Source organism: Paenibacillus borealis (assembly GCF_000758665.1).
GTDB classification, from domain to species: domain Bacteria; phylum Bacillota; class Bacilli; order Paenibacillales; family Paenibacillaceae; genus Paenibacillus_AQ; species Paenibacillus_AQ borealis.
The window spans coordinates 1,643,357-1,665,406 of the sequence record NZ_CP009285.1; the positions used below are offsets into that span (position 1 = coordinate 1,643,357).

At 56.4% G+C, this 22,050-nt stretch carries 15 protein-coding genes; 13 read left to right on the top strand and 2 right to left on the bottom strand.

The window, feature by feature from the left end; all coding sequences use genetic code 11:
• Positions 1–58 precede the first annotated feature (58 nt).
• Positions 59–970: a DMT family transporter gene (locus tag PBOR_RS07050; RefSeq protein ID WP_042211069.1), complete on the bottom strand. Its 912-nt coding sequence runs from the start codon at positions 968–970 to the stop codon at positions 59–61.
• A 229-nt stretch (positions 971–1,199) separates the two neighbouring features.
• Here PBOR_RS07050 and PBOR_RS07055 point away from each other — a divergent pair, with 229 nt between their 5' ends.
• A complete protein-coding gene (locus tag PBOR_RS07055) occupies positions 1,200–1,922 on the top strand; it encodes a metal-dependent hydrolase (RefSeq protein WP_042211070.1) in 723 nt (240 codons plus the stop codon).
• A 166-nt stretch (positions 1,923–2,088) separates the two neighbouring features.
• Here PBOR_RS07055 and lplA read toward each other — a convergent pair whose 3' ends face one another.
• The gene (lplA, locus tag PBOR_RS07060; protein ID WP_042211071.1) at positions 2,089–3,093 is read right to left on the bottom strand and encodes a lipoate--protein ligase; all 1,005 of its coding nucleotides are present in this window, start codon (positions 3,091–3,093) and stop codon (positions 2,089–2,091) included.
• Between the two features lie 508 nt (positions 3,094–3,601).
• Here lplA and cobD point away from each other — a divergent pair.
• From cobD to PBOR_RS07120, 12 genes are all read left to right on the top strand, one after another.
• The gene (gene cobD / locus PBOR_RS07065; RefSeq protein ID WP_042211072.1) at positions 3,602–4,693 is read left to right on the top strand and encodes a threonine-phosphate decarboxylase CobD; all 1,092 of its coding nucleotides are present in this window, start codon (positions 3,602–3,604) and stop codon (positions 4,691–4,693) included.
• Positions 4,694–5,553: 860 nt separating this feature from the next.
• Positions 5,554–10,530: an S-layer homology domain-containing protein gene (locus tag PBOR_RS07070; RefSeq protein ID WP_052429364.1), complete on the top strand. Its 4,977-nt coding sequence runs from the start codon at positions 5,554–5,556 to the stop codon at positions 10,528–10,530.
• 147 nt (positions 10,531–10,677) lie between these two features.
• Positions 10,678–11,490, top strand: a complete 813-nt coding sequence (locus PBOR_RS07075) for an adenosylcobinamide amidohydrolase (protein WP_245648071.1) — start codon at positions 10,678–10,680, stop codon at positions 11,488–11,490.
• Positions 11,491–11,542: 52 nt separating this feature from the next.
• A complete protein-coding gene (gene cbiB / locus PBOR_RS07080) occupies positions 11,543–12,508 on the top strand; it encodes an adenosylcobinamide-phosphate synthase CbiB (RefSeq protein ID WP_042211073.1) in 966 nt (321 codons plus the stop codon).
• Entirely contained in the window at positions 12,487–13,632 is a 1,146-nt protein-coding gene (locus tag PBOR_RS07085) for a histidine phosphatase family protein (protein ID WP_218918886.1), read from the top strand. Before cbiB ends, PBOR_RS07085 begins: the two co-directional genes overlap by 22 nt.
• Positions 13,633–13,942: 310 nt before the next feature.
• Positions 13,943–15,403, top strand: coding sequence for an aminotransferase-like domain-containing protein (locus PBOR_RS07090; protein ID WP_042211074.1), 1,461 nt, complete (start codon positions 13,943–13,945; stop codon positions 15,401–15,403).
• A gap of 12 nt (positions 15,404–15,415) precedes the next feature.
• Positions 15,416–16,378: a D-alanine--D-alanine ligase gene (locus tag PBOR_RS07095; RefSeq protein WP_281192294.1), complete on the top strand. Its 963-nt coding sequence runs from the start codon at positions 15,416–15,418 to the stop codon at positions 16,376–16,378.
• Positions 16,375–17,589 carry an aminotransferase class I/II-fold pyridoxal phosphate-dependent enzyme gene (locus PBOR_RS07100; RefSeq protein WP_081971939.1) on the top strand — a complete coding sequence of 405 codons (1,215 nt, stop codon included), beginning with the start codon at positions 16,375–16,377 and terminating at the stop codon, positions 17,587–17,589. Before PBOR_RS07095 ends, PBOR_RS07100 begins: the two co-directional genes overlap by 4 nt.
• 203 nt (positions 17,590–17,792) lie before the next feature.
• On the top strand, positions 17,793–18,854 hold the full coding sequence (cobT, locus tag PBOR_RS07105; protein WP_042211075.1) for a nicotinate-nucleotide--dimethylbenzimidazole phosphoribosyltransferase: 1,062 nt from the start codon (positions 17,793–17,795) through the stop codon (positions 18,852–18,854).
• Positions 18,851–19,408 carry a bifunctional adenosylcobinamide kinase/adenosylcobinamide-phosphate guanylyltransferase gene (gene cobU / locus PBOR_RS07110; protein WP_042211076.1) on the top strand — a complete coding sequence of 186 codons (558 nt, stop codon included), beginning with the start codon at positions 18,851–18,853 and terminating at the stop codon, positions 19,406–19,408. Before cobT ends, cobU begins: the two co-directional genes overlap by 4 nt.
• Positions 19,405–20,214: an adenosylcobinamide-GDP ribazoletransferase gene (cobS, locus tag PBOR_RS07115; RefSeq protein ID WP_042211077.1), complete on the top strand. Its 810-nt coding sequence runs from the start codon at positions 19,405–19,407 to the stop codon at positions 20,212–20,214. The genes cobU and cobS overlap by 4 nt, the downstream gene beginning before the upstream one ends.
• Before the next feature lie 282 nt (positions 20,215–20,496).
• The gene (locus PBOR_RS07120) at positions 20,497–22,050 is read left to right on the top strand and encodes a cobyric acid synthase (RefSeq protein ID WP_042219049.1); all 1,554 of its coding nucleotides are present in this window, start codon (positions 20,497–20,499) and stop codon (positions 22,048–22,050) included.

Consider the following 22,050-nt stretch of genomic DNA (forward strand, 5'->3'; position numbering starts at 1 on the left):
GGTAACGGAAGCACGGCTTTCTGTCTGAAGCATTAACAGTGAAACTTTAAAAATGCGGCTAGCCCTCCGCCTGCGTCCGCGCCGGTTCTGGACTTAGCTCCGCCAGCAGCATGGCGGCAAGAATGCAGCCGCAGCCGAGTGCGGCGGACAGGCCAAGTGTCTCTCCGCCGAAGAGCAGGCCTGTTACAGCAGCGAATACAGGCTCTGTGGCATAAATAATCGCCACCCGCGATGGGGTGGTGTATTTCTGGCAGGCGGTCTGAATCCAGAAGGCGAAGGCACTGGTTGGACCGATGGAGATCAGCATGGCCCAGAGTACTTCCGGCTTCGCGAGCAGCTCCCCGCTGTGCATAAGCGGTGCGGGGCCATCCACCAGAAGGGAGGCCAGAATGCTGAACAAGCCCACGAAGGCCAGCTGCAGCGCAGCCAGCGGCAGGGCCGGGTAGCGCGGCGCATATATGCCGGTATACGCGATCTGCAACGCGAAGAAGGCGGCGCAGAGCAGGATCAGGCCATCGCCTTTGTTAAGGGAGAACGCTGATCCGGTAAAGGTTAGCAGATATAGGCCAACCGCTGCAAGGCCGGCGCTGAACCAGGTGTACCGGGAAATCGCATGCTTCAGCAGAGCCAAGGACAGGAAAGGCACAAGCACCACCGACAATCCGGTAATGAACCCTGTATTGGAGGTGGTAGTGTAGAGCAGTCCCATGGTCTGGAAGCCATAGCCCAGGAAGAGCAGCAGGCCCAGCAGCAGAGCATGCAGGACCATGCGCAAGCTTAGCTTCTTCCATTCCTGGCGGTAGAAGACAGCGGTAATCAGTGCAAGGAGCATGGCAGCACCTGTAAACCGGATGCTGTTGAAGGCGAGCGGCGGCAGCATCCGGACGGCAGATTGCACAATCAGAAACGTACATCCCCACATCATCGCCACCAGCAGCAGACTTAGATCGGCGATTCGGGAGCGGTTCACAGATTTCATCCTTTCAGGGCCGTATGAGTTGTCCAAATTGTATCCTAAATCAGGGGGCAGGACAAGCCGAAACTGCGCTGTCCGCGTGGCCGCAAAGGCTGGAAGGGCCGCGAAACCGTTACAGGCTGGACAAAAAAGGAAAGCCTTGGTATACTTCGATAACCGCACACTTGTTCTTATTTCGGGCATCCAGAATCATTATACTCTCATATGAAGGAGCGGATTCACCATGATGGGCAAATCCCATTTAGTTATCAGCACCGGGGTTACCTTGTCCGCCATGAGCTTACTTGGGCTTGAAATCACTCTTCCGGCTGTCGCTGTTGCGGTGGTCAGCTCACTGCTGCCCGATATCGACGAGCCGAATTCCCTGCTGGTACGCAAGGCGGTCCCCGAGTTTCTGCTGCGTATCCTGCAGGTATCTTTAATCGGGGCGGCTATCTACCTTTATTTTGCCGGAATTGCTGCACCGCCGTGGAATATTGCGCTGGCTCTGCTGGTCGGCAGTGTATCCTTCCTGCCGGGCCGCAGGCTGCGGCATCTGGTCATGCTGCTGATTGCGCTGGCGCTGTTTGCTTTTGCCGATGCCTATGATCCATGGAACTATATTGCCGCCTGTGTGCTGGTCGTAGCTTCCGTCGTACCGCACCGGGGAATCACACATACACTGTATGCCGTTGCAGGCTGGGGGGCACTGCTGTACTTTGTGTCACCGGGCATGAATGACGGCGGCAGTCTATGGATTGCCGGGAGTATGTCCTACGGCCTGCATCTGCTGGCCGATTCCCTGACCCAGCGCGGCATTACGCCGTTGCCCCCGCTGCCGGTCAAGCTGCGGCTGAAGCTGATGAGCACCGGCACCAAGAAAGGCAATGCGGTGGAGAAGGTCTGCGTGATGCTTACACTGGCGCTGGTTGTGTATGTTTTTGTGCTTACGCCTTCATTGGTGTAAAAGGCAAGCAAGAGCTGGGCAGCAGCTTAAGAGATGAACAACGAGATAAGAGATGAACGGCAAGACAAGAACCCCACGATCAGCTGCGCAGGATGCGGCAGGATAGCGGGGTTCTTTTTACTGTATAAGTACCTGCTTGCCGGAGTGGTGTCTGCGGTGCAGAACCCTATTCCTCAAGAAATACCAATCCAATGAAATCCTCCGGCTCAATCCGTCCGAAGTAATGCTTAAGGTCCAGATCAGCCAGCGCCTCTCTGACCTCGGCTTCCGCATAACGCTTGCCGCGCAGCGCATTCTCCACATCCGCGACATCGCCGACGCCGAAGAAGTCCCCGTAGATTTTGATCTCACGGATGATGGAATCCTCAATGTCCATACGGATATCGACGAGCCCGGCCGGGAATTTGCGGGTGTGCTTCACATTGCTCTTCGGCGACAGACCATAGTTCCAATCCCAGTTCTGGTAGTGCTCCTTGGAAATTTCGTTGATGCGCACCCAGTCGTCCATGGTCAGCTTGTACTGGGGAACCTCGGACGCCTCCATGCCGAAGATGGAACGCAGCAGGCCTTCGCGGAACTGTTCAATCGTCATCTCCGGATTGCCCAGCAGCTCCTTGATATTGGCGACACGGCTGCGTACGGACTTGGTGCTCTTCGACTTGAACTTCTCGGGATTCACGTTCAGTGAAGCCTGCACATCGTCCAGATTAAGGTCAAACATCAGGGTGCCGTGGCTGAACATGCGTCCGCGTGTGGAGAACTGGGCGTTGCCGGAGATTTTCTGCTCCCCGACCTGAAGATCATTGCGTCCGCTCAGCTCGGCATTCACTCCCATCGCCTGCAGATAATCAATCACCGGCTGGGTGAATTTGAGGAAGTTATGGAAAGACTGTCCGTCGTCTTTGGTAATGAAGCTGAAGTTCAGATTGCCGAGATCATGATAGACCGCGCCGCCGCCGGATAACCGCCGAACGACCTGGATATTGTTGTCTTTCACATATTCCTGGTTGATCTCTTCGATGGTATTCTGATGCTTGCCGATAATAATGGACGGGCTGTTGATATAAAAGAGCAGGTAGCTCTCGTCCATCGGCAGGTTTTTGAGTGCAAATTCCTCAATTGCCAGATTGATCGATGCGTCTGTAATTCCGGTATTATCGATAAAAAGCATAGTGATTCCTCCGCTTGGCCATAGTAAACTGCTGTACTTATTCTAAACTAAAAGAGAGATTTCCACAAAAGCGTAAGCATAACTTATCCGGCCGGAGTTACGCAAGGGCCGCCAGTTTATCCTCCACTGAGGCTGTAAACGGACTTAGTCCGGCAGAATCAGCTTCGCCCGGTATTTCTCAGCGGGATGAGTGCCCATGATCATGCCGGGCGTACCCGTGCGCTGTTGTAAGAGCATTGACGTACTTCCGGCTCTGGGCCGATAATTGAGAGAAGGGTATACCTCAGTATTCGGACAGATTGTTGTATGAAATACAGGAATTGTCCTGCTAAGCCGCTTGGAGGGGGCGAAATGCTGCCTTTTATACAACAATTCTGGATAATAGCCGGGATCGTGAGGAGAATGTTGGATTATGTGCAGGGTTTTTGCAGCGGATGATCTGCTACTCAAATAAGTGTAGTTCAATTAAATTAATGAAGTAATGATTGAGCGTAAAGGGAGTGTACTCATGCTTGAAAAATATGGCCATGGCGGCGATCTGCTGACAGCGGCCGAGCTATACGGTGAGAATAGCGGCGGTTTCCTGGATTTCAGCGCCAATATTAATCCGCTGGGCCCGCCGCCGGGGGTGCTGGCGCTGCTGCGGGATGCTGTGTCCGCGATTACGGCTTATCCCGATCCGGGGCACCGCAGGCTCAAGGCGCTGCTGGCGGAGAGCCTGGGCGTAGGCACGGACTGGATTACCGTTGCCAATGGAGCCGCCGAGTCGATGGCTCTGCTGCTGCTGGCAACGGCTCCGCGCCGCGTGGGCATCGTCGAGCCCTGCTTCTCTGAGTACCGCCAGCTGGCGGAGCAGTTCGGTGCAGAGGTCTTGTCCGTTCAAGGGACCCTCGCCAGCGATTACCGGGCCTCCGTGGACGAGATCTCCGGCCTGCTGGAGCAGACCGATCTGCTGTTCCTCGGACAGCCGAATAACCCGAACGGCGTCCAGTATCCGCTGGATGAGCTCCGGCTGCTGGCGCAGCGGGCGGAAGACAGCGGGACCGTGCTTGCGGTAGATGAAGCGTTCACCGACTTCATCCCGGAGGCGGACCGGCAATCCCTGCTGCCGGAGCTGGGGGCTTACCGTCATACGGTGCTGGTGCGCTCGATGACGAAGTTCTTTGCCATTCCCGGGCTGCGGCTGGGCTTCACCGCCGCGCACCCGGAGCTTGCCGCAGCGATGACCGGCAAGCAGGTGACCTGGAGCGTGAACGGCCTGGCGCTGCTGGCCGGGGAAGCCTGTCTGCAGAGCGGCGACGGCTACGGGCAGGAGACGCGCGCGCTGATCGCAGCAGAGCGGCAGCTGCTGCGCCAAGGTCTGCTTGAGCTCGGCTGCGAAGTGCCGCCGGGCGAAGCGAACTTCCTGCTGCTGCGGCTGCCCGCTCCGTGGAGCGCGCAGGAGATACAGCAGCGGCTTGGCGCGGGCGGCATACTCGTCCGCAGCTGCGCGATGTACCCCGGGCTTGAGCCGGGGCACATCCGCGTCGCGGTGAAGGGCCGGGCGGACAATGCCCGGCTGCTGCGGGAGATGGGGACGCTGCTGCGGGCGGGGATCTAAGAGCTGCAGCAATGGAGAGCGTGCCAGCCGTCAGCGTGCCGTGCCAGCCGTCAGCGTGCCGCGCCAGCCGTTAGCGTGCCAGCCGCCAGCCGTTAAGCGCCACCGTCAGCCGTTAGCGTGCCACCACCAGCGTTCGCGTGCCACCACCAGCCGTCAGCGTGCCACCACCAGCGTCAGAGCGTTCCAGCCGCCAGCGTCAGCGTGCCACCGCCAGCGTCAGCGTGACAGCCGCCAGCTGTCACGTTCCAGCCGCCAGCTGTCACGTTCCAGCCGCCAACGGTTCTTCGGCTCACTTCGCTGCAGGTGTGCACGCGGCCTCTCCACAAGAAATTAGTGGAAAAAGAGCATTTATTTAGCCTGAAACACCCAATTTCGGGTAAGCAGTTGGAAAAAGTACATCTATTCGTCCCTCATCCACGTTTGGAGGCGGAATTAAGAGAATTAGATGCCATTTTTCCACTTAATAAACGCATGCACGGTTAAATCATATAATTAAATGTCATAAATCCACTTATTAGGCCGGAATTAGCACCGAACAGAACCCGTCTCTTACCAGAAGGGTCCATCATCTATTAATGTACAAAGAAATCGCTCCTTTTGAAATGGCGGGTAGTACCTCCATTAATTACAGGAACGGTTTTTTTGTGTTGTTTTGAAGTATGTATGTTACCGGAAAGTTAATTCGCCACGTGTTCACCCCGCAGACTTGTTGCTAAGCGTGCATGAACCCAAACATTACGTTTACCCGAATGACCGGGCCGTAAAGAGGTAAAAAAAGTCGGCTGGATGTAAAGATATTCGTATGTTTAAATTTACCGGGTTTTTATATGCTTAAATCAAATACACAAGGAGGTTAAAGAATGCTCAGAATACCCTTACGAAAAATCCCCGTCTTGATATTGCTGGCTTCACTGGTCTTATCCTCAGCTCCGTTTGGAGAGCCCCCGGCCGCTTATGGAGCAGGAGGCACAGCTGCCGCTGTAAGCTCCGCCGTACTTGATATTACCCAAAGTAAAGTAGAAGGTGAGTATGCGCTGGATCTGTCGGAGGTTGGGAATGTAGACTGGCTGCATCTGAAAGGCAACGGCCCGGATGACATCATTCAGATTAAAAAGGCCGTTCCCAGCTCTGTAACCTTCAGCGTGTACGGGAACGATACGACAGGTACTGAAGGAAAGCCGGATAGGGGCAGTGACGGGAACTATTTGTCCTATTCCTGGAATGACGGCATGGCTGGTTATGAAAGGGCTGTCAAGGATACCGGATTCGGCGTGTTTTTCCCCAAGAACAGAGATTCGGGAATATACGGGAATGTAGGCTGGACCTTCAAGATTGCCCCGCAGCCGCAGGAGTCAACGGTCGTTTTTGGCATCGGGCTATGGCAGGCTAAAGCTGCTGTGAAGATCTATGCGGATATGAACCTCATGGAGACGAAGGAAATCAGTGCGGGGGGAACCTCGGAAGTATACAAGTATCAGATTAAGGTGCCAGCCAATGTGCAACTAAGAGTGGAGGGTCTGCAGGCAGAAACCCTTTCACGGTACGGTAATATGTCCTTCTCAGGACTGGCGATAAGCAGCAAGGAGGTAGCCGACAAAAGCTTGCTCCAGCTTGCCTATAATCAAGTGAAGGACAAGCTCCAAGGCGTATACACGGATGCGTCCTGGCAGGACTTTGCCAAGGCAAGGATTCAAGCCAAGGAGGTACTGGACAAGCCGGATGCCCTCCAGGCGGAAATTGACACGGCCCTGTCTCTTCTAGAGCAGAAGCAAGCGGCTCTGGTAAGAAGAGAAACCAATCTGATGATCGATTACACAGGTGCTGCGGAGAATGAATACGAATTCGGCAGTAATGGGGATCAGCAGGACAGATATCAGACCTTTACAGCTCAGGAGAGCTTCGAGATGCAGTACGCACAAGTAAATGTGAGGAAAATGTCCAATAACGTAAGCGACTTGACCGTGAAGCTATATGGGACAGACCCTTCCGGCTTCCCGGCAGGTGCTCCTCTTGCAGAAACGGTGGTCGGCAGGGACCGTGTTGCGGATGGTGAAATGACCACAATCCCGCTCCGCTATAGTCTCACAGGAAATACACGGTATGCTCTGGTTGTATCACAGAAGAATCTGTCCGCCGGCAAATACCGCTGGATGGTCATGAAGAAGAACGGGGAAACGGCAAGTGAATTTTTCGGTAAAAACGTCTCCGGAGCCTTCCAATCCGAAGCACATCTGGGCACCGGCATCTTAAGAATTATTAAGAATACGGATGTGGACAGAACCGCCTTGCAGGCCTTAATTGATGATATTGCCAAATCTAACTACAACAGCAGGCTGTACACCATACCGTCGTGGTCTGCACTGGAAGCCGCGTTGGCTAATGCCGGCCTGGTTTTAAACGATTTTGACGCTGACCAGGAGGAGATCGATGCAGCACTCAGCCATTTACAGGAGGCAAGTGACCAGCTGGAAATTAATATGGATATGGCGGCGATTGCCGGGCAGATCGATCTCATTAGCCGGGCCGTCATCAAAGGCTACACCCTCAGTTCCCTGAATACATTAAATGAAGCTGTGCAAGCCGCCAAGGCGCTGGATGCAAACGCTCCGGATAACGAGAAGCTGACCGCCTTCTCCGCTGTTTTGGAAGCGATTCATAATTTGAAGACCGCAGGCAAATACCAGTACGATACCCATGCGCAAATGACAGCAGCCTTCGGCTTCGAAGGCGACAAGAATGCTTCGCTCGCTTTTCTGGACGGATCGTATCAAATCGGCGGAAGCCGTCCGGAGCAGCATGGTCCGGTAGCCCCTAAGCAAATGGTCACGTTCGGAGTTGCAGATACAAGCAACATCAAATGGACCAAGGGGGAAGGTTATTTACCTGTAATGATCAGTGAATATACGAAGAATAAAGTAGACTACAAGATTGAGACCTTCGCCAACAAGCATACGGTGGACCAGAAGGATTATGTCGTCAACTATTCCAGAGTCACGGCTGCGAATCATTCAGGCGAGCTCATGCTGCTGCCGGTCGTCTCGGGCAATCTAGTTCCAATCAATGCGGACGCTGTAAATACGTACACCGTTCAGCCGGGCGGGAGCGTTGTCAGGGAATATGCGATTGAAGCTGATAAATATGAATATTTTGACAAGAACTTGACCCGGTTTACTTCCTTGACCAAAGAGCAGGTGGCGGGTCTGGGAACCTTCGAAGCCAACTACATTGAGATGAAGGCTTATTGGCTGACGAGACTCTCCACAATAGTTGATATTGGCTTGCCGAACCAGGAGCTTGAGAATGCGTTCAAATCCGGCTATATTGATACGCTGATTATTAAAGATGATACGTATCTGCATGTGGGTGAAAACGGCTATGCCCGGTTATTCTCCCATGATACGCTGGGCATTCTGGTAAATCTGATTCAGAGCGGGGATTTCGCTCATGCGCAGGATTATCTGAAGAGTATCCCGCTGACTGGCGGAATCAACATTGAGACGGGTCAGGTGGACAGCAATCTGTATTGGGATACCAACTGGAAAATACCATGGGCCTATGCGGTTTACTTAAGTAAAACCGGTGACGCCTCTATTTTTGATGAGCAGATGACCGCCGATGACGGGTCTACCGGCACCGTTTTTGAGAAGCGGGTTAAATTCGGTGCGCGAACCATTGAGAGTGACCGCAACGCTGACGGAATTATGAAAAAAACGTATGCAATTGATTCCGAAGGCAACTGGACGATCGACAATTATTCTGCCCTGACCGGTCTGACCGCTTATGAATATGTAACCCGCGAACTCTACCGTTTAAAAAATGATGAAACCTATTTGCAAGAGGCGGAGTGGGCAAAAGCAAGGTATGACGACTTATTGGCCAAATTCACAGCCAAGCTGCAGCAGACGATAACCGAAGAAGGGCTTGATTACATTCCGGCTTCGGTCGTTGAGACCAATGATGAGAACCGGATGAGTGACTCCAGAGATGCGAACTGGGCCTCCATGTTCCTGTTCGGCAGATGGCACTGGGACGGGTATCTGTATGGGGCAGAGCAGCCCGAGGATAATATCAACCTGAAGCTGCTGGATGATACGTATTCCTATGGAATCAACCGGCGTATCCAGGAGGATACGACAGATTCTCCGTACAATTTCGGGGGTTATCCGCATGGCTTCTACTCAAGCGCATATAATGCCGGTTACGGAAGCGCTGCACTGCGCGGAGAAGAATACCGGGATATGGGAATCAAAGCGTATGAATTCATGATTGAAAATTCGATGAGCGGGCCGTTCAGCTGGTGGGAAGGGATCAATTATCCTGTCGCAGGAAGCCCTTGGGCACAGACGAATGATCAGCTGAACCTTCAGAATACACCGGGCGGCGGCGGATCAGCCCAGCATATGTGGGGACAATCGGTGAACTCTAAGGTACTCATTGACTCCTTGATTGCCGAGCGGATTTATGATCAGAATCAGAAGGCTGAGATTATTGTAGGCCGCGGTATCCCTAAGGAGTGGGTCAAGGACGCTGCCAGGAACAATAATGTGGTGGCCAGTGTGCAGAATTACCCCGCCCTGCAAGGCGGCAGAGTCGGGTACAGTATTGTAAGACAAGACAACCAGCTCGTGGTGACCTTCAGCAGCGATTTGAACCAGTCGAAGGTAGAGGCCGGAGGGGCCAGCTTTAGTGTCCAATTGCCGAGTATGGTGAACAATATAACGGATGTATCTGCAGGCATATTGGATAACGGCAAAGGTATCGTTACGGTCCCGTTAAATACAGCCTCAGTAACGATAACTTTAGGTGACTTACCGAAACCGCTGGCTGTTAACTTAGATAAGGATAAGCTTGAAATTGTTTATGCCGAAGGAGACCTCCAGACCTCGGTTACCAAAGACGTTATTTTGCCGGCAGCAGGTGAACATGGAAGTGAAATTACCTGGACCTCAAGTAGTCCCGATATCATCTCCAGTAAAGGAGAGGTTAAGCGTCCGGTGAGCACAACCGTGGTGACTTTGACGGCCATCCTGAAGAAAGACGGGGCAGAGGCGCAGAAGAGCTTTGTATTGACGGTGCTAAAGGCAGACACCAAGCCTGACGGAGGCACGGATACAGGGAATAATGGCAACAACGGCAATAATGGCAATAACAGCAATAACAGCAATAACAGCAATAATGGGAATGCGGGCAACAACACGGGGAATGCCGGTACTATTGGAACTATCGTAACCACCGACAATAAGGGCAGCACAGGCAGCACAGGAAATACAGGCGATGGCGGTATTACCACTCAGCCTGCGTTCAAGGATGTAGAGAAGCACTGGGCCAAAGAAAACATTATAACTGCGGCGCAGCGCAAGCTAATTAACGGTTATGAAGACGGAACCTTCCGTCCGGACGGAGCGGTTACGCGCAGTGAATTCGCGGTGATCCTGGGGCGTGCCTTACAGGCGGATTTTGCGCAATCCGGACTTACCTTCACGGATGCAGGCAGCATTCCGTCATGGGCGAAGCCGTATGTTGCCGCAGCGGTTAACTCCGGCTGGATTACAGGCTATACGGACCAGTCCTTCCGGCCGGGCGGAAACATTACCCGCCTGGAGATGATTGCCATGATAGTCCGGGCGCTGGGTTGGAAGACAGACCCGCAGGCTAAGGCTGCTTTTGCAGATGCGGAGCTTATTCCTTCATGGGGTCAGCCATATGCAGCTGCCGCGTATGAAGCGGGTCTGGTTGAAGGCCAAGAGAATAACCGGCTGGCTCCGAATGATCAGGCAACGCGAGCAGAGGCAGTGACCCTGATTCTAAGACTGTTAGACAAAACTGAACAGCAGTAACATGCGGCAGAGCAAGCTGGCGTCCGGATTTGCGGATGCCAGCTTTTTGCTTGCAGGCTACAAACTTTGATACAGAGAAAACGAGATACTATATAATGATATAGTCGGTTTATGAATAGTCTATTGTGTGAGAGGAGCGGATGGAACGTGAAAGAAGTGCAGGTGAAACTACCCTTTAATCTTGACGGTGGATTGACGGTGTATCGGAGCAGGGTCTGGCAGGGATTAACACTGGAATGGCGGGAAGGCCATCTGCTGCTGGAATTTCCGGCTGAAGCGGACAGTATATCAAGCGCGGTGTATGGCGGGGGAACAGGCCGTCTCAAGCGGGCGGTGAATCAATATGTCACCCGGGACTACGAATGCAGCAATCCGGTACGGGATATGGAGAATAAGCTGCAGGAATGGGGATACCCGCTGGAAGGCTGTGCCGGACTGATGACGGCAGTTCCGCTTGAGCATGCTGCTGTTGCCGAGGAGGATACCGGCTCTGCGGGGATAATGTGCTGCGTGACAGCGGCTGCGGGCAATGCCGCCCGGGCCGGGTCGCAGCGCAGCGTGCTGGCGGCTTACCGCCCGGGCACGATCAACATCATGCTTGGCATTGACGGCTGGCTGTCGCCGTCTGCCATGGTTAACGCCGTGATGACGGCCACGGAAGCGAAGGCTGCCGCACTGGCAGATCTCGGAATCACGGATTCCGAGAATGGGCTAACCGCAACCGGAACCACCACGGATGCGATCGTGCTCGCGGTGAGCGGAAGCCATCGCTATGCAGCGGAGCATGTCTACGCCGGAACAGCGACCGACCTGGGCGGAGCCATCGGCAGGCTGGTGTACAGTGCGGTGACGGAAAGCCTGCGTTCGGTGAAAGCGGCGGAAGCGGTGCTGAGAGCACAAGCAGCACAGCCAGAACTGCAAGGGCAGCCTGGGCAGCAATCGAAAGGCGGCCGGGGATAATGTCTGGAATGATGAAGATGGACCGCCAGGAACTGCAGCGGGGTGAGCCAAGGTGAAGCTCGCCATCATACTGTTGGCCGCTTATGTTGTGGACCGGATTGTCGGTGATCCGCGTAATCTTCCCCATCCCGTTATCTATATGGGGAAGGCCATCAGCGCGATAGAGCGGCTTATCCGCCGCTTCGCAGCAAGGCCCCGTGCCCTGAAGCGGGCAGGGCTCCTGCTTCCGCTCCTGGTAGCAGGAGGCGCCTGGGCACTGACAGCGCTGCTTGTCATGCTGCTCTACCGGATATCACCCTGGCTGGCCGGGGCGGCCGAAGTGTGGCTGATCTCTACAACGATTGCCTCCAAAGGCTTGAAGGATGCAGGGATGGCGGTATTCGCAGAACTCCGCCAAGGGGATATTCCCGCTGCCCGCAGAGCGCTGGGGATGATCGTCGGCCGGGATACGGCCCGCCTGGAGAGCCCGGAAATCGTCCGCGGCACAGTGGAGACAGTGGCGGAGAATATCGTCGACGCGATCATCTCGCCGCTGTTCTTCGCCCTGCTGGGCGGGGCTCCGCTGGCTATGGCCTACCGTGCCGTGAACACGCTGGATTCCATGGTCGGCTACAAGAACGACAAATACCGCGACCTCGGCTGGGCATCCGCCCGGCTGGATGATGTCGCGAATTACATACCGGCACGGATTACAGCGCTATTATTAACCTTATGTGCGGCGCTGCTGCGGCTGGACTGGCGGAGATGCTGGCGTACCGTGCGGCGGGATGCACGTCTTCATCCCAGCCCGAACAGCGGCTACCCGGAATCAGCAGTCGCCGGAGCGCTAGGCATCCGGTTGGGCGGAGAGAATGTATACCACGGTGTAACCTCCTTCCGCGCTTACATGGGCGATCCGCTGCGGACGATGGAGCCGGAGGATATTATTGTGACTTCGCGGATGATGATGCTGTCTTCGGCCATATTTGTCTGTCTATGTGCAGCGGTTGCCTTGTTATGGAACGGGATTGGAGGCTGAGCGGAGTGCAGATGGACAAGGACGAGGGCAAGGACGAGGGCAAGGGCAAGGGTAAAGATAAGGATGAGGGCAAGGATAAGGGCAAAGATACGGACAGGGATAAGGACAAGGACAGCCGCTTGAAGGATTCGGCTCCGGCTGGCTGCAGCGCTCTAAGTAGCCCGGCACCGCAGCAGGAGTTGGAGCTGGAGCTGGGGCTGGGGCTGGGGCTGGGGCGGGAGTTGGAGCAGGAGTTGGAGCTGGGGCTAGGGCAGAAGTTGGAGCAGGAGCTGGCGCGGGAGCCTCAACTGGAGCAGGAGTTAGAACTGGAGTTGGAGCAGGAGCAGGAACCTCAACGGGAATTGGAGCTGGTGCTTATCCGCCATGGTCACACGCAGTGGAACAAGGAACGGCGCTATTTAGGGAGTACGGATCTACCGCTCCTGCCGGAGGCGCGGCAGCAATTGTCCGCACTAAGCGACCAGCCTGTACTCGGCGGGGAATTCTGGCGCGTCTATTGCAGTGACCTGCGCAGATGCAGGGAGACACTGGAAGCCATGGCTCCGCACCTGGAGCAGCAGGCAGTCTATGATCCACGCCTGCGCGAGCTGGATTTCGGCGCCTGGGAAGGCTGCAATTATGAGCAACTGAAGGATAACGGGCATTACCGCAGCTGGATTGACCATCCACAGTTGGTGACACCGCCGGAAGGGGAATCGTGGGAGCAGTTTGAAGCCCGGGTGGATGATTTCTGGGCTCAGCAGGAGCAGGAATTGGAGTATACAAGCATTAACGGGGGGATGCCCTGGCTTGAAACCAGCGAACCAAGGGTGGTTCCACCAGCGGCCGTTCCACCAGTGGCAGATTCACCAGTGCCCATTTCATCTGTGATAGTTCCACCAGCACCAGATTCACGAGTGCCGATTCCATTTGCGGCCATTCCACTAGTGCCAGACTCATCACCCAATCCCCCGCCTCCGCGCGTGCTGATTGTGACTCACGGCGGCATCATCCGGCTGCTGCTGGCACGTCTGACCAAAGGAGTAACCTTCTATACAGCAGCTGCACCCGCTCCGGGTGAAGTCACTGTACTAAAACTTCGGAAGGATGAAGGAGCCTGGCGCATGATACCGCGCGAAGTGTAGCTCCCACGGCTGGAATAAGGACCGCTATAACTCGGGTGCGAAAAACCGAATACAATGAGCCGCCGAGAGGGTTAACAAGCCAAATGTATGCGAAAAACCGAATACATTATGCCGCCGATAGGGTTAATTAGCCAAATGTATACGAAAAACCGACTACAATGAGCCGCCGATAGGGTTAACGAGCTCAATGTATGCGAAAAACCGAACACATTGTCCCGCCATAGAACCACAGCCGGAAGAAAATCCCGGGGCTGTGGTTCTTTTTTTACGGCGGAGTCTGTGCCATGATAGCTATGGGGGCGATAGCGGTATGTTTAAGGATTTCAAGCTTATTGCCGGACGTCCGGTATATATACAGGTGAAGGATTACATGAAGCATCTTATTATCAAAAGCGCGCTCCAGGGCGGCCAGAAGCTCCCCTCAACACGGGAACTCAGTACACTCCTCAAGGTCAGCCGTAATTCCATTATCTCGGCCTATGAGAGTCTGGAGGATGACGGCTTCGCGTATACGGTACAGGGCCAGGGGAGTTATGTCTCACCAGGCGCAGGGGCGGGGCACGGAGGTCCGGAAGCGGCCTCCTGGAGCATGGACTGGAAAGAGCGGATCAGCGGCCATGCGCTGCTCGCGGAAGAACTGGATATTATGAAGCGGGGGATCCGCGCAGAGAAAGGAACGATTTCTTTTACCAGTATCGCGCCGGATGAGAGCCTCTTCGATCTGGAACATGTCCGAAGAGCCTTTCTGGAGCGCATGTCCGTAGAGGGCAACGTTCTGCTGAATTATGGATATGCCAAGGGATATAAACCTTTAATAGATTATTTGCGGCAATATATGGAGCACAAGGGCGTGGATATGCGCGGGAAGGATCTGCTGATTACGAACGGTTTCACGGAGGGCTTCGACATTGTGTTGACTGCTCTCGGTAAGCGGCATGGCGCTGTAATCTGTGAGAATCCGACGCATCATACGGCGGTCAAGAATCTGAAGCTGCACGGCTTCGGGATTCACGGGGTAACGATGGAGCGGGACGGCATCCACCTCGGCGAACTAAAGCGTGCGCTCGATGAGCGGGAATATGACTGTGCGTATCTGGTCCCTTCCTACCACAATCCCACCGGAATTGTCATGTCTCCCGAGAAAAGACAAGGGCTGATGAAGCTCATGCAGGACTACAAGGTGCCGGTTATTGAGGATGGCTTCAACGAGGAGCTGCGTTATTCGGGTGCCCATGTGGCTCCGTTAATCGCGGCGGCGGGCGGCGGGAATAGCGTCGTCTACCTCGGCAGCTTCTCCAAAGTGCTGTTCCCCGGGCTGCGGGTAGGCTGGGTGCTGGCGGATCAGGAGCTGATCTATTATCTCGAAAGTGTCAAAAGGGCACGCAGTATCCATACCTCGACACTCGACCAGTCGATCCTGTACCAATATCTGCTGGGCGGCAATCTGGAGAAGTATCTGAAGAAGGCCCGGCTGGAGTATAAACGCAAATACGAGCTGACGCTGGCGTGCTGCAAGGAGCATATTCCTTATGCCTCATTGTCGGGGGACGGGGGACTGCATCTGTTTGTAACGTTCGCTGAAGGCTTCAACACAAGGGAATTGCTGGCGGCGTGCCACGGGCAGGGGGTTATTTTTACGGCGGGGGACATCTTCTTCACAGACGGCACAGGGCAGAATACGCTGCGGCTGGGTTTCTCCAGAGTAGCGGATGAGGATATACGCAGAGGAATTGAAATTATAGGCAGGACAGCACGGCAACTAATGAGATGAAGAGGTGCGGATATGATCAGAGTAGGTGTCATTATGGGCGGCGTATCGTCTGAATATGAGGTGTCAATGAATACCGGCAGGGAGATGCTGAAGGCGCTGGATCCGGCAAAATACATCGGGATTCCGGTCCCCATCACCTCGCGGAAAGAGCTGCTGGAGGGAGTCGCGGGGCTGGACTTCGCTTTGCTCGCCCTGCATGGGACCTACGGCGAGGATGGCACCGTACAAGGTGCGCTTGAAACGCTTGGCATTCCGTATTCCGGGAGCGGCGTGCTGTCCAGCAGTCTCTGCATGGATAAAGGGCTGGCCAAGACGGTCATCCGCAGCAAAAGCATTCCCACACCCGATTGGCTGTGCTGGGACAGCATAAACGAATATGACCCGGAAGCCGTGGACCGGCTGGGTTACCCGGTAATGGTGAAGCCGAATTCCGGCGGATCAAGCATCGGCATGACCAAGGTGAATCATCCGCAGGAGCTGCGCGGGGCGGTGGAGAAGGCTTTTGCCGCAGACTGCTCGGTGCTGATCGAGCGCTACACCACAGGGCAGGAAATTACCTGCTCTATTCTCGGAGGAGAGATGCTGCCGGTTATCGGGATTCAGTCGCTCGGTGCCGACTGGTTCGATTATAGCGCCAAATATGAGCAGGGCGGGGCGAAGGAGCAGATCATCCAGCTGCCTGCGGAGGTCGAGGAACGGGTGCGTACGGCGGCACTTGCCTGTTACAGGGCTCTGAAATGCGCGGTGTATGCCCGGGTGGATATGCTGCTGGTAGACGGGATTCCTTATGTGCTGGAAGTGAATACACTGCCCGGCATGACCGCAACCAGTCTGCTGCCCCAGAGTGCAAAGGCGGCTGGTATTTCATTCACCCGGCTGCTGGATGAGATTATCACCGGATCAATGCGGGAGCGCGGGGAGCTTGATGGGGCAGCGGCAGCACAGCAGGTACAGCAGGGAGGTGTCAGGTTATGAAAAGAGTACAATCCGCGCTGCCGCTAAACCGTCTCCCTCGTATCTCCGTGCACAATGACCCTGTTACTCCGCGCTTAAGGGAGATTCCGCCTTCGGGCATCCGCGCTTTTTTTGATCTGGCTGCGGGTAACAACGATATTATATCACTTGGGGTTGGTGAACCTGACTTCACTACTCCTGAACAGGTAAGAGCGGCTTGTGTCCGCGCTTTGAACGAGGGGGAAACAGCGTATACGCCCAACGCAGGACGGATGGAGCTCCGGGAAGAGATTTCCGGGTATTTGCGGAACGGCTTCGCACTGACGTATGATCATGCGGACGAAATATTGGTTACCGTTGGGAGCAGTGAAGCCGTGGATTTGGCGCTGCGTGCCTTCATCGCGCCGGGTGATGAGATTCTGATTCCTTCTCCGGGTTATGTTGCTTATGCACCTATCGCTTATCTGAACGGCGGGACGCTGGCCACAGTTGAGACAACGGCTGAGCAGGGCTTTAAGCTCACAGCTGAAGCGCTGCGCCAAGCGATTACACCTCGCTCCAAGCTGCTGATGGTGAACTTTCCAAGTAATCCTACGGGGGCGGTAATGACTTACGAGGACTGGCTGCCGGTAGCTGAAGTGGTGAAGGAGCACGGGCTAATCGTGATTTCGGATGAGATCTATGCCGAGCTGACGTATGACAGCACACATGTGAGTATTGCTTCACTCCCGGGCATGAAGGAGCGGACGGTGGTGATCAGCGGATTCTCGAAGGCTTTTGCCATGACCGGCTGGCGGGTCGGGTATGCCTGCGGGAACCGCGAACTGCTGGCGGCTATGCTCAAAATTCATCAATACACAGCCATGTGCGCACCCGTGCTGGGACAGATTGCCGCAGCTGAATCCTTGCGCAGTGCGCTGCCGGATAAAGACCGGATGAAGGCCTGCTTCAAAGACCGCCGGACATTATTTGTGGACGGTCTGCGGTCTGCGGGACTGCCCTGCCATATGCCGCAGGGGGCATTTTATGCTTTTGCCTCCATTGCCCGTACCGGCATGAGCTCGGAGGAATTCGCCTTAAGGCTGCTGAAGGAGGCTGGGGTCGCAGTTGTCCCGGGCCATGTGTTCGGGGCTGGCGGGGAAGGGTATATCCGCTGCTCCTATGCGGCTTCTACAGCGAAGCTGACCGAAGCGCTGGAGCGGCTGGAAGGCTTCATGAAGGTAAAAATCTAATTGTAAGATCAATCTATATCACCTATAATCCTTTAAGGAAGAAATAGGGATATGATCGAAGTCAATTGGCTTGCAGCCAAGTCAGTGGAAGCTCCCTTCTTCAGAGCAGGGGAGCTTCTTTTGTGTTCTGGTGGAGGTAGGCCGAGCAGATGGAAGCGGATTGTTTTCAATAGAATATATAATAGAAAACAGGAGGTAATATCATGATCACAGCCATACAAGAAGTAACCGGACGGATCGCTCCGCCGGATGAAAAAGCTACCTTACGCGCGGTGCTCCGCCTGAACAGTCTGACCAAACCGCCGGGAAGCCTCGGCCGGCTGGAGGCGCTGGCCGTCCGGCTGGCCGGGATCTCCAAAGTAGAACAGCCCTGTTACAGCAAACGTACAGTAGTAGTAATGGCTGCGGACCATGGGGTCTGTTGTGAGGGAGTAAGTGCTTTTCCGCAGGAGGTTACGATGCAGATGGCCTATAACTTCCTGAGCGGCGGCGCGGCAGTGAACGTGCTGGCCCGCCAGGGCGGTGCAGAAGTTCAGTTCGTGGACATCGGCATCAATGGTGATATTACCCATCCGCAGCTGATCGACCGCAAAGTGCGCCGCGGGACGGACAATATGGCGGCAGGTCCGGCCATGAGCCGCGATGATGCGCTGCGCGCGATTCTGGCCGGGGTTCAGGTGGCTCAGGAAGCGGTGAAGAACGGGACGGAGATTTTTATTACCGGTGAGATGGGGATCGGCAATACTACAGCAAGTGCTGCAGTGTTATGTGCACTGGAAGGTATTCCGCCAGAGACGGCAGCCGGACGGGGGACAGGCATCGACGACGAGCGGCTGCGCCACAAAATATCGGTAATCGAACGCGCCCTTCAGGTGAATACGCCGAATCCGGCAGATCCGATCGATGTGCTCTCGAAGGTAGGCGGACTTGAGATTGCCGGTCTGGCGGGTCTGATTCTCGGTGCGGCAGCCCTGCGGATTCCGGTCATTCTGGACGGCTTCATTTCCGGTGCGGCAGCCCTGGTAGCCAAGGCGCTGGCGCCCGAATCGACGGCATACATGATTGCTTCCCATGTCTCAGGCGAGCAGGGGCATAAGCTGATGCTGGACCGCCTCGGTCTGGAGGCCCTGCTGGATCTCGGACTGCGCCTCGGCGAAGGCACCGGCGGTGCGCTGTGCCTGCATTTCATTGAAGCGGTCTGCCGCATCATGCGGGAGATGGCGACCTTCGAGAGCGCGGGGGTTTCCGGGTCGGAGAGCGTATGAGTATCCTCGTAACCGGAGGCGCACGCAGCGGGAAAAGCGGCTTCGCCGAGCGTTTAACCCGGAAGCTGGCGGACCCGCAGCAGGCGGTTTATGTGGCGACCGGACAAGCATTCGATGAAGAGATGAAGGCGCGGATTGCCCTGCACCGGCAGCAACGGGAGGAGGGCGGCTTCCGGTGGGAGACACTGGAGGAGCCGCTTGAACTATCGGTGCTGCTGGAGCGGCAGTCCGGCAGCGGTCAGGCTGTGCTGGTGGACTGCCTGACGCTCTGGCTGTCCAATCAGCTGCTGGCTGTAGAGGAGCGCAGTGACCGGCAGCAGCTGGTGGAAGAGGCAATTGCCGGACTGGAGCAGAGTGTCTCCAGCTTCCAGGGGACGCTAATTCTTGTTACCAATGAAGTAGGTGACGGCATTGTGCCGGAGTATTCACTCGGCCGGTTGTACCGTGATTTGGCCGGACGGATGAACGCGCGGCTTGCCCGGCAGTGTGAGCAGGTATTTCTGGTTACGGCCGGGATACCGCTAGAGCTGAAGAGCCGGGAGTACCTGCTGTGAGCGCGCGGGGGGATGCTGCTGCCGCTTTTCAGTTCCTGTCGCGGTTTCCGGTCAAATACAGCCCGGATTTCTCGCCTGAGCTGCTGCGCCGCAGCGTGGTCTATTATCCGCTGGTCGGCGCAGCGATCGGACTCAGCGCCGCATTAGGCGCGGCAGCTGCAGCCTGGCTGCTGCCGGTCTGGCCTGCCGCGGTCATCACCCTCATCCTGTGGGTGGGGCTGACCGGCGGGCTGCATCTGGACGGCTGGATGGACTGCGCCGATGCGCTGCTCAGCTACCGCTCGCGAGAGCGGATGCTGGAGATCATGAAGGACAGCCGCGTAGGCGCTATGGGTGTGCTGGCCTGCGTGCTGCTGCTGTTGCTGAAGGCCTCGCTGCTGGCGGCATTGATCGAAGGCGGCAGCTACAGCATGCTGCCGCTGCTCCTGCTGCCGCCGGTCTGGAGCCGCTGGTACATGGTGCGGGCCATGGCCCGCTATCCGCTGGCCCGCGGCAATGAAGGGCTGGCCGCCAGCTTCGGCGGGCTGCCTGCCCGGCTGGAGCGGCGCGCGCGTCTAAGCGCCGCGCTGCTTACGCTGGCCGCTGCCGCGGCGCCTCTGGCGCTCGGCGCGGGCAGCGGGGCCTGGCCGCAGCTGGCGGCTGCGGCCATCCTGGCGCCGGCGGCTGCGGCAGCCTGCGGCATGCTCGCAGCGCGGCGGATCGGCAGCCGGCTCGGCGGGCTCACCGGCGACGTCTACGGCGCGCTGGGAGAGCTGCTCGAGACGGTGGTTCTGCTTGTGCTGGTGCTGCTGCAGCACAACCTGTAGCGGCCAGCGCCGCCCGGCTCAGCGATCTACTACAACTGTGCCGTTCTTAACTCCGGCAGCAGCCAGAAAGCGAGGAAGATGAACATGGAAGATACAACTGCATGTAAGGCTGCCGCCCAGGCCGCGCCGGGGTTTGCGGGTGGAGCGGATAAGCTGAAGCCAGCAGCCGCCCAGGCCGCACCGGGGCCTGCGGGTGGAGCGGATAAGCTGAAGCCAGATACCACCCAGGCAGCGCCGGGAGTTGCAGATGGAGCGGGCCAGCAGCGGCCAGCCACCGTGCTGATGCTGCAGGGAACCGCCTCCGATGTCGGCAAGAGCCTCGTCACCGCCGCCATTGGGCGGATTATGACCCGGGACGGCTACCGCACGGCACCGTTCAAATCGCAGAATATGGCGCTGAATTCCTATGTTACAGCGGACGGCAAAGAAATCGGCCGCGCCCAGGGGATGCAGGCGGAAGCCTTCGGCATTACAGCTACCAGCGACATGAATCCGATCCTGCTGAAGCCGTCCGGTGAGATGAGTGCGCAGATCGTGGTGCATGGTGTGCCGCATGCCGCGCTCAGTGCGAGAGAATACCGTGAGAAGTTTCTCCCCGAAGCCAAAGGGACGGTGATGGATGCGCTTGGCCGTCTGCGGGAGGCCTATGATATTGTACTGATGGAAGGCGCAGGCAGCCCCGCTGAGATCAACCTCAAGGCGCGGGATATCGTCAATATGAATCTGGCCGGCTGGGCGGATGCGCCGGTGCTGCTGGTTGCCGATATTGACCGGGGCGGCGTGTTTGCCTTCATCGTCGGGACGCTGGAGCTGCTGGAGCCGCATGAACGGGCCCGGGTCAAAGGCTTCATTATCAATAAATTCCGCGGCGATGTATCGCTGCTGCAGCCCGGGCTGGACTGGCTGGAGGAGCGTACAGGCATTCCGGTACTGGGTGTGCTTCCGTTCCTGCCGCAGCTGCGGATTGAGGCAGAGGACTCCGTAGTTCTGGAAGGAACGTCGGGACGTTTGCGCGAAGAATCCGCCAGGGAGCTTGATATCGCGGTTATCCGCTATCCGCGGATCTCTAACTTTACGGACTTCGATCCGCTTGCGGATGAACCGGATACTGCCGTGCGCTATGTCATGTCAGCAGACGAGCTGGGAACGCCGGATGTCATCATATTGCCGGGTACGAAGAATACGGCGGCCGACCTGCAGTATTTGCGGGAGCAGGGGTTCCCGGAGGCAATAGAGCGTGCGTTGGAGCAGGGGACGCAGCAGCTTGCCGGAATCTGCGGCGGGTATCAGATGCTGGGGTTGAAGCTGCTTGATCCTCATGCGGTTGAGAGTACTGAACCGGGTGAGAGTGAGGGCCTCGGGTATCTGCCGCTGTCAACGGCGTTCCTGCAGCAGAAGACCACGGTCCGCGTCAGCGGAACGCTGGCTGCGGATCATCCGCTGCAACTAGGCACCGAGGCGCTCGCCTCAATCGGTGGGATGCCCATTACCGGATACGAGATACATATGGGAACGACGACGAACCATGATGCTGCTTCCGTGCGCAGTCTGTTCATGCTGGCCGGGCCGGAAGGGCAGGCTGTGCCGGAAGGCTGGGGGACCCCGGACGGCAGAATCTGGGGCAGTTATCTGCACGGATTGTTCCACAACGATAAGCTGCGCCGGAGCTGGCTGGACGGATTACGGACAGCCAAGGGGCTGGCGCCGCTAACGGTAACCTTCTCGGCAGCTGCGCTCCGTGAGCAGGAGTTTGACCGGCTGGCGGATGCCGTAAGAGCGCATCTGGATATGAATGCCGTGTACAACATTATGGGCTTGCGAGGAAGAGGGGAATAG

What these genes read in the sequence shown, in the direction of transcription:
- PBOR_RS07120 (WP_042219049.1), top strand. Translation starts at nt 20,497, where the DNA reads ATGCTGCAGGGAACCGCCTCCGATGTCGGCAAGAGCCTCGTCACCGCC.
- PBOR_RS07090 (WP_042211074.1), top strand. Translation starts at nt 13,943, where the DNA reads ATGTTTAAGGATTTCAAGCTTATTGCCGGACGTCCGGTATATATACAG.
- PBOR_RS07055 (WP_042211070.1), top strand. Translation starts at nt 1,200, where the DNA reads ATGATGGGCAAATCCCATTTAGTTATCAGCACCGGGGTTACCTTGTCC.
- cobT (WP_042211075.1), top strand. Translation starts at nt 17,793, where the DNA reads ATGATCACAGCCATACAAGAAGTAACCGGACGGATCGCTCCGCCGGAT.
- PBOR_RS07070 (WP_052429364.1), top strand. Translation starts at nt 5,554, where the DNA reads ATGCTCAGAATACCCTTACGAAAAATCCCCGTCTTGATATTGCTGGCT.
- lplA (WP_042211071.1), bottom strand. Translation starts at nt 3,093, where the DNA reads ATGCTTTTTATCGATAATACCGGAATTACAGACGCATCGATCAATCTG.
- cobD (WP_042211072.1), top strand. Translation starts at nt 3,602, where the DNA reads ATGCTTGAAAAATATGGCCATGGCGGCGATCTGCTGACAGCGGCCGAG.
- PBOR_RS07100 (WP_081971939.1), top strand. Translation starts at nt 16,375, where the DNA reads ATGAAAAGAGTACAATCCGCGCTGCCGCTAAACCGTCTCCCTCGTATC.
- PBOR_RS07095 (WP_281192294.1), top strand. Translation starts at nt 15,416, where the DNA reads ATGATCAGAGTAGGTGTCATTATGGGCGGCGTATCGTCTGAATATGAG.
- PBOR_RS07085 (WP_218918886.1), top strand. Translation starts at nt 12,487, where the DNA reads ATGGAACGGGATTGGAGGCTGAGCGGAGTGCAGATGGACAAGGACGAG.
- cobU (WP_042211076.1), top strand. Translation starts at nt 18,851, where the DNA reads ATGAGTATCCTCGTAACCGGAGGCGCACGCAGCGGGAAAAGCGGCTTC.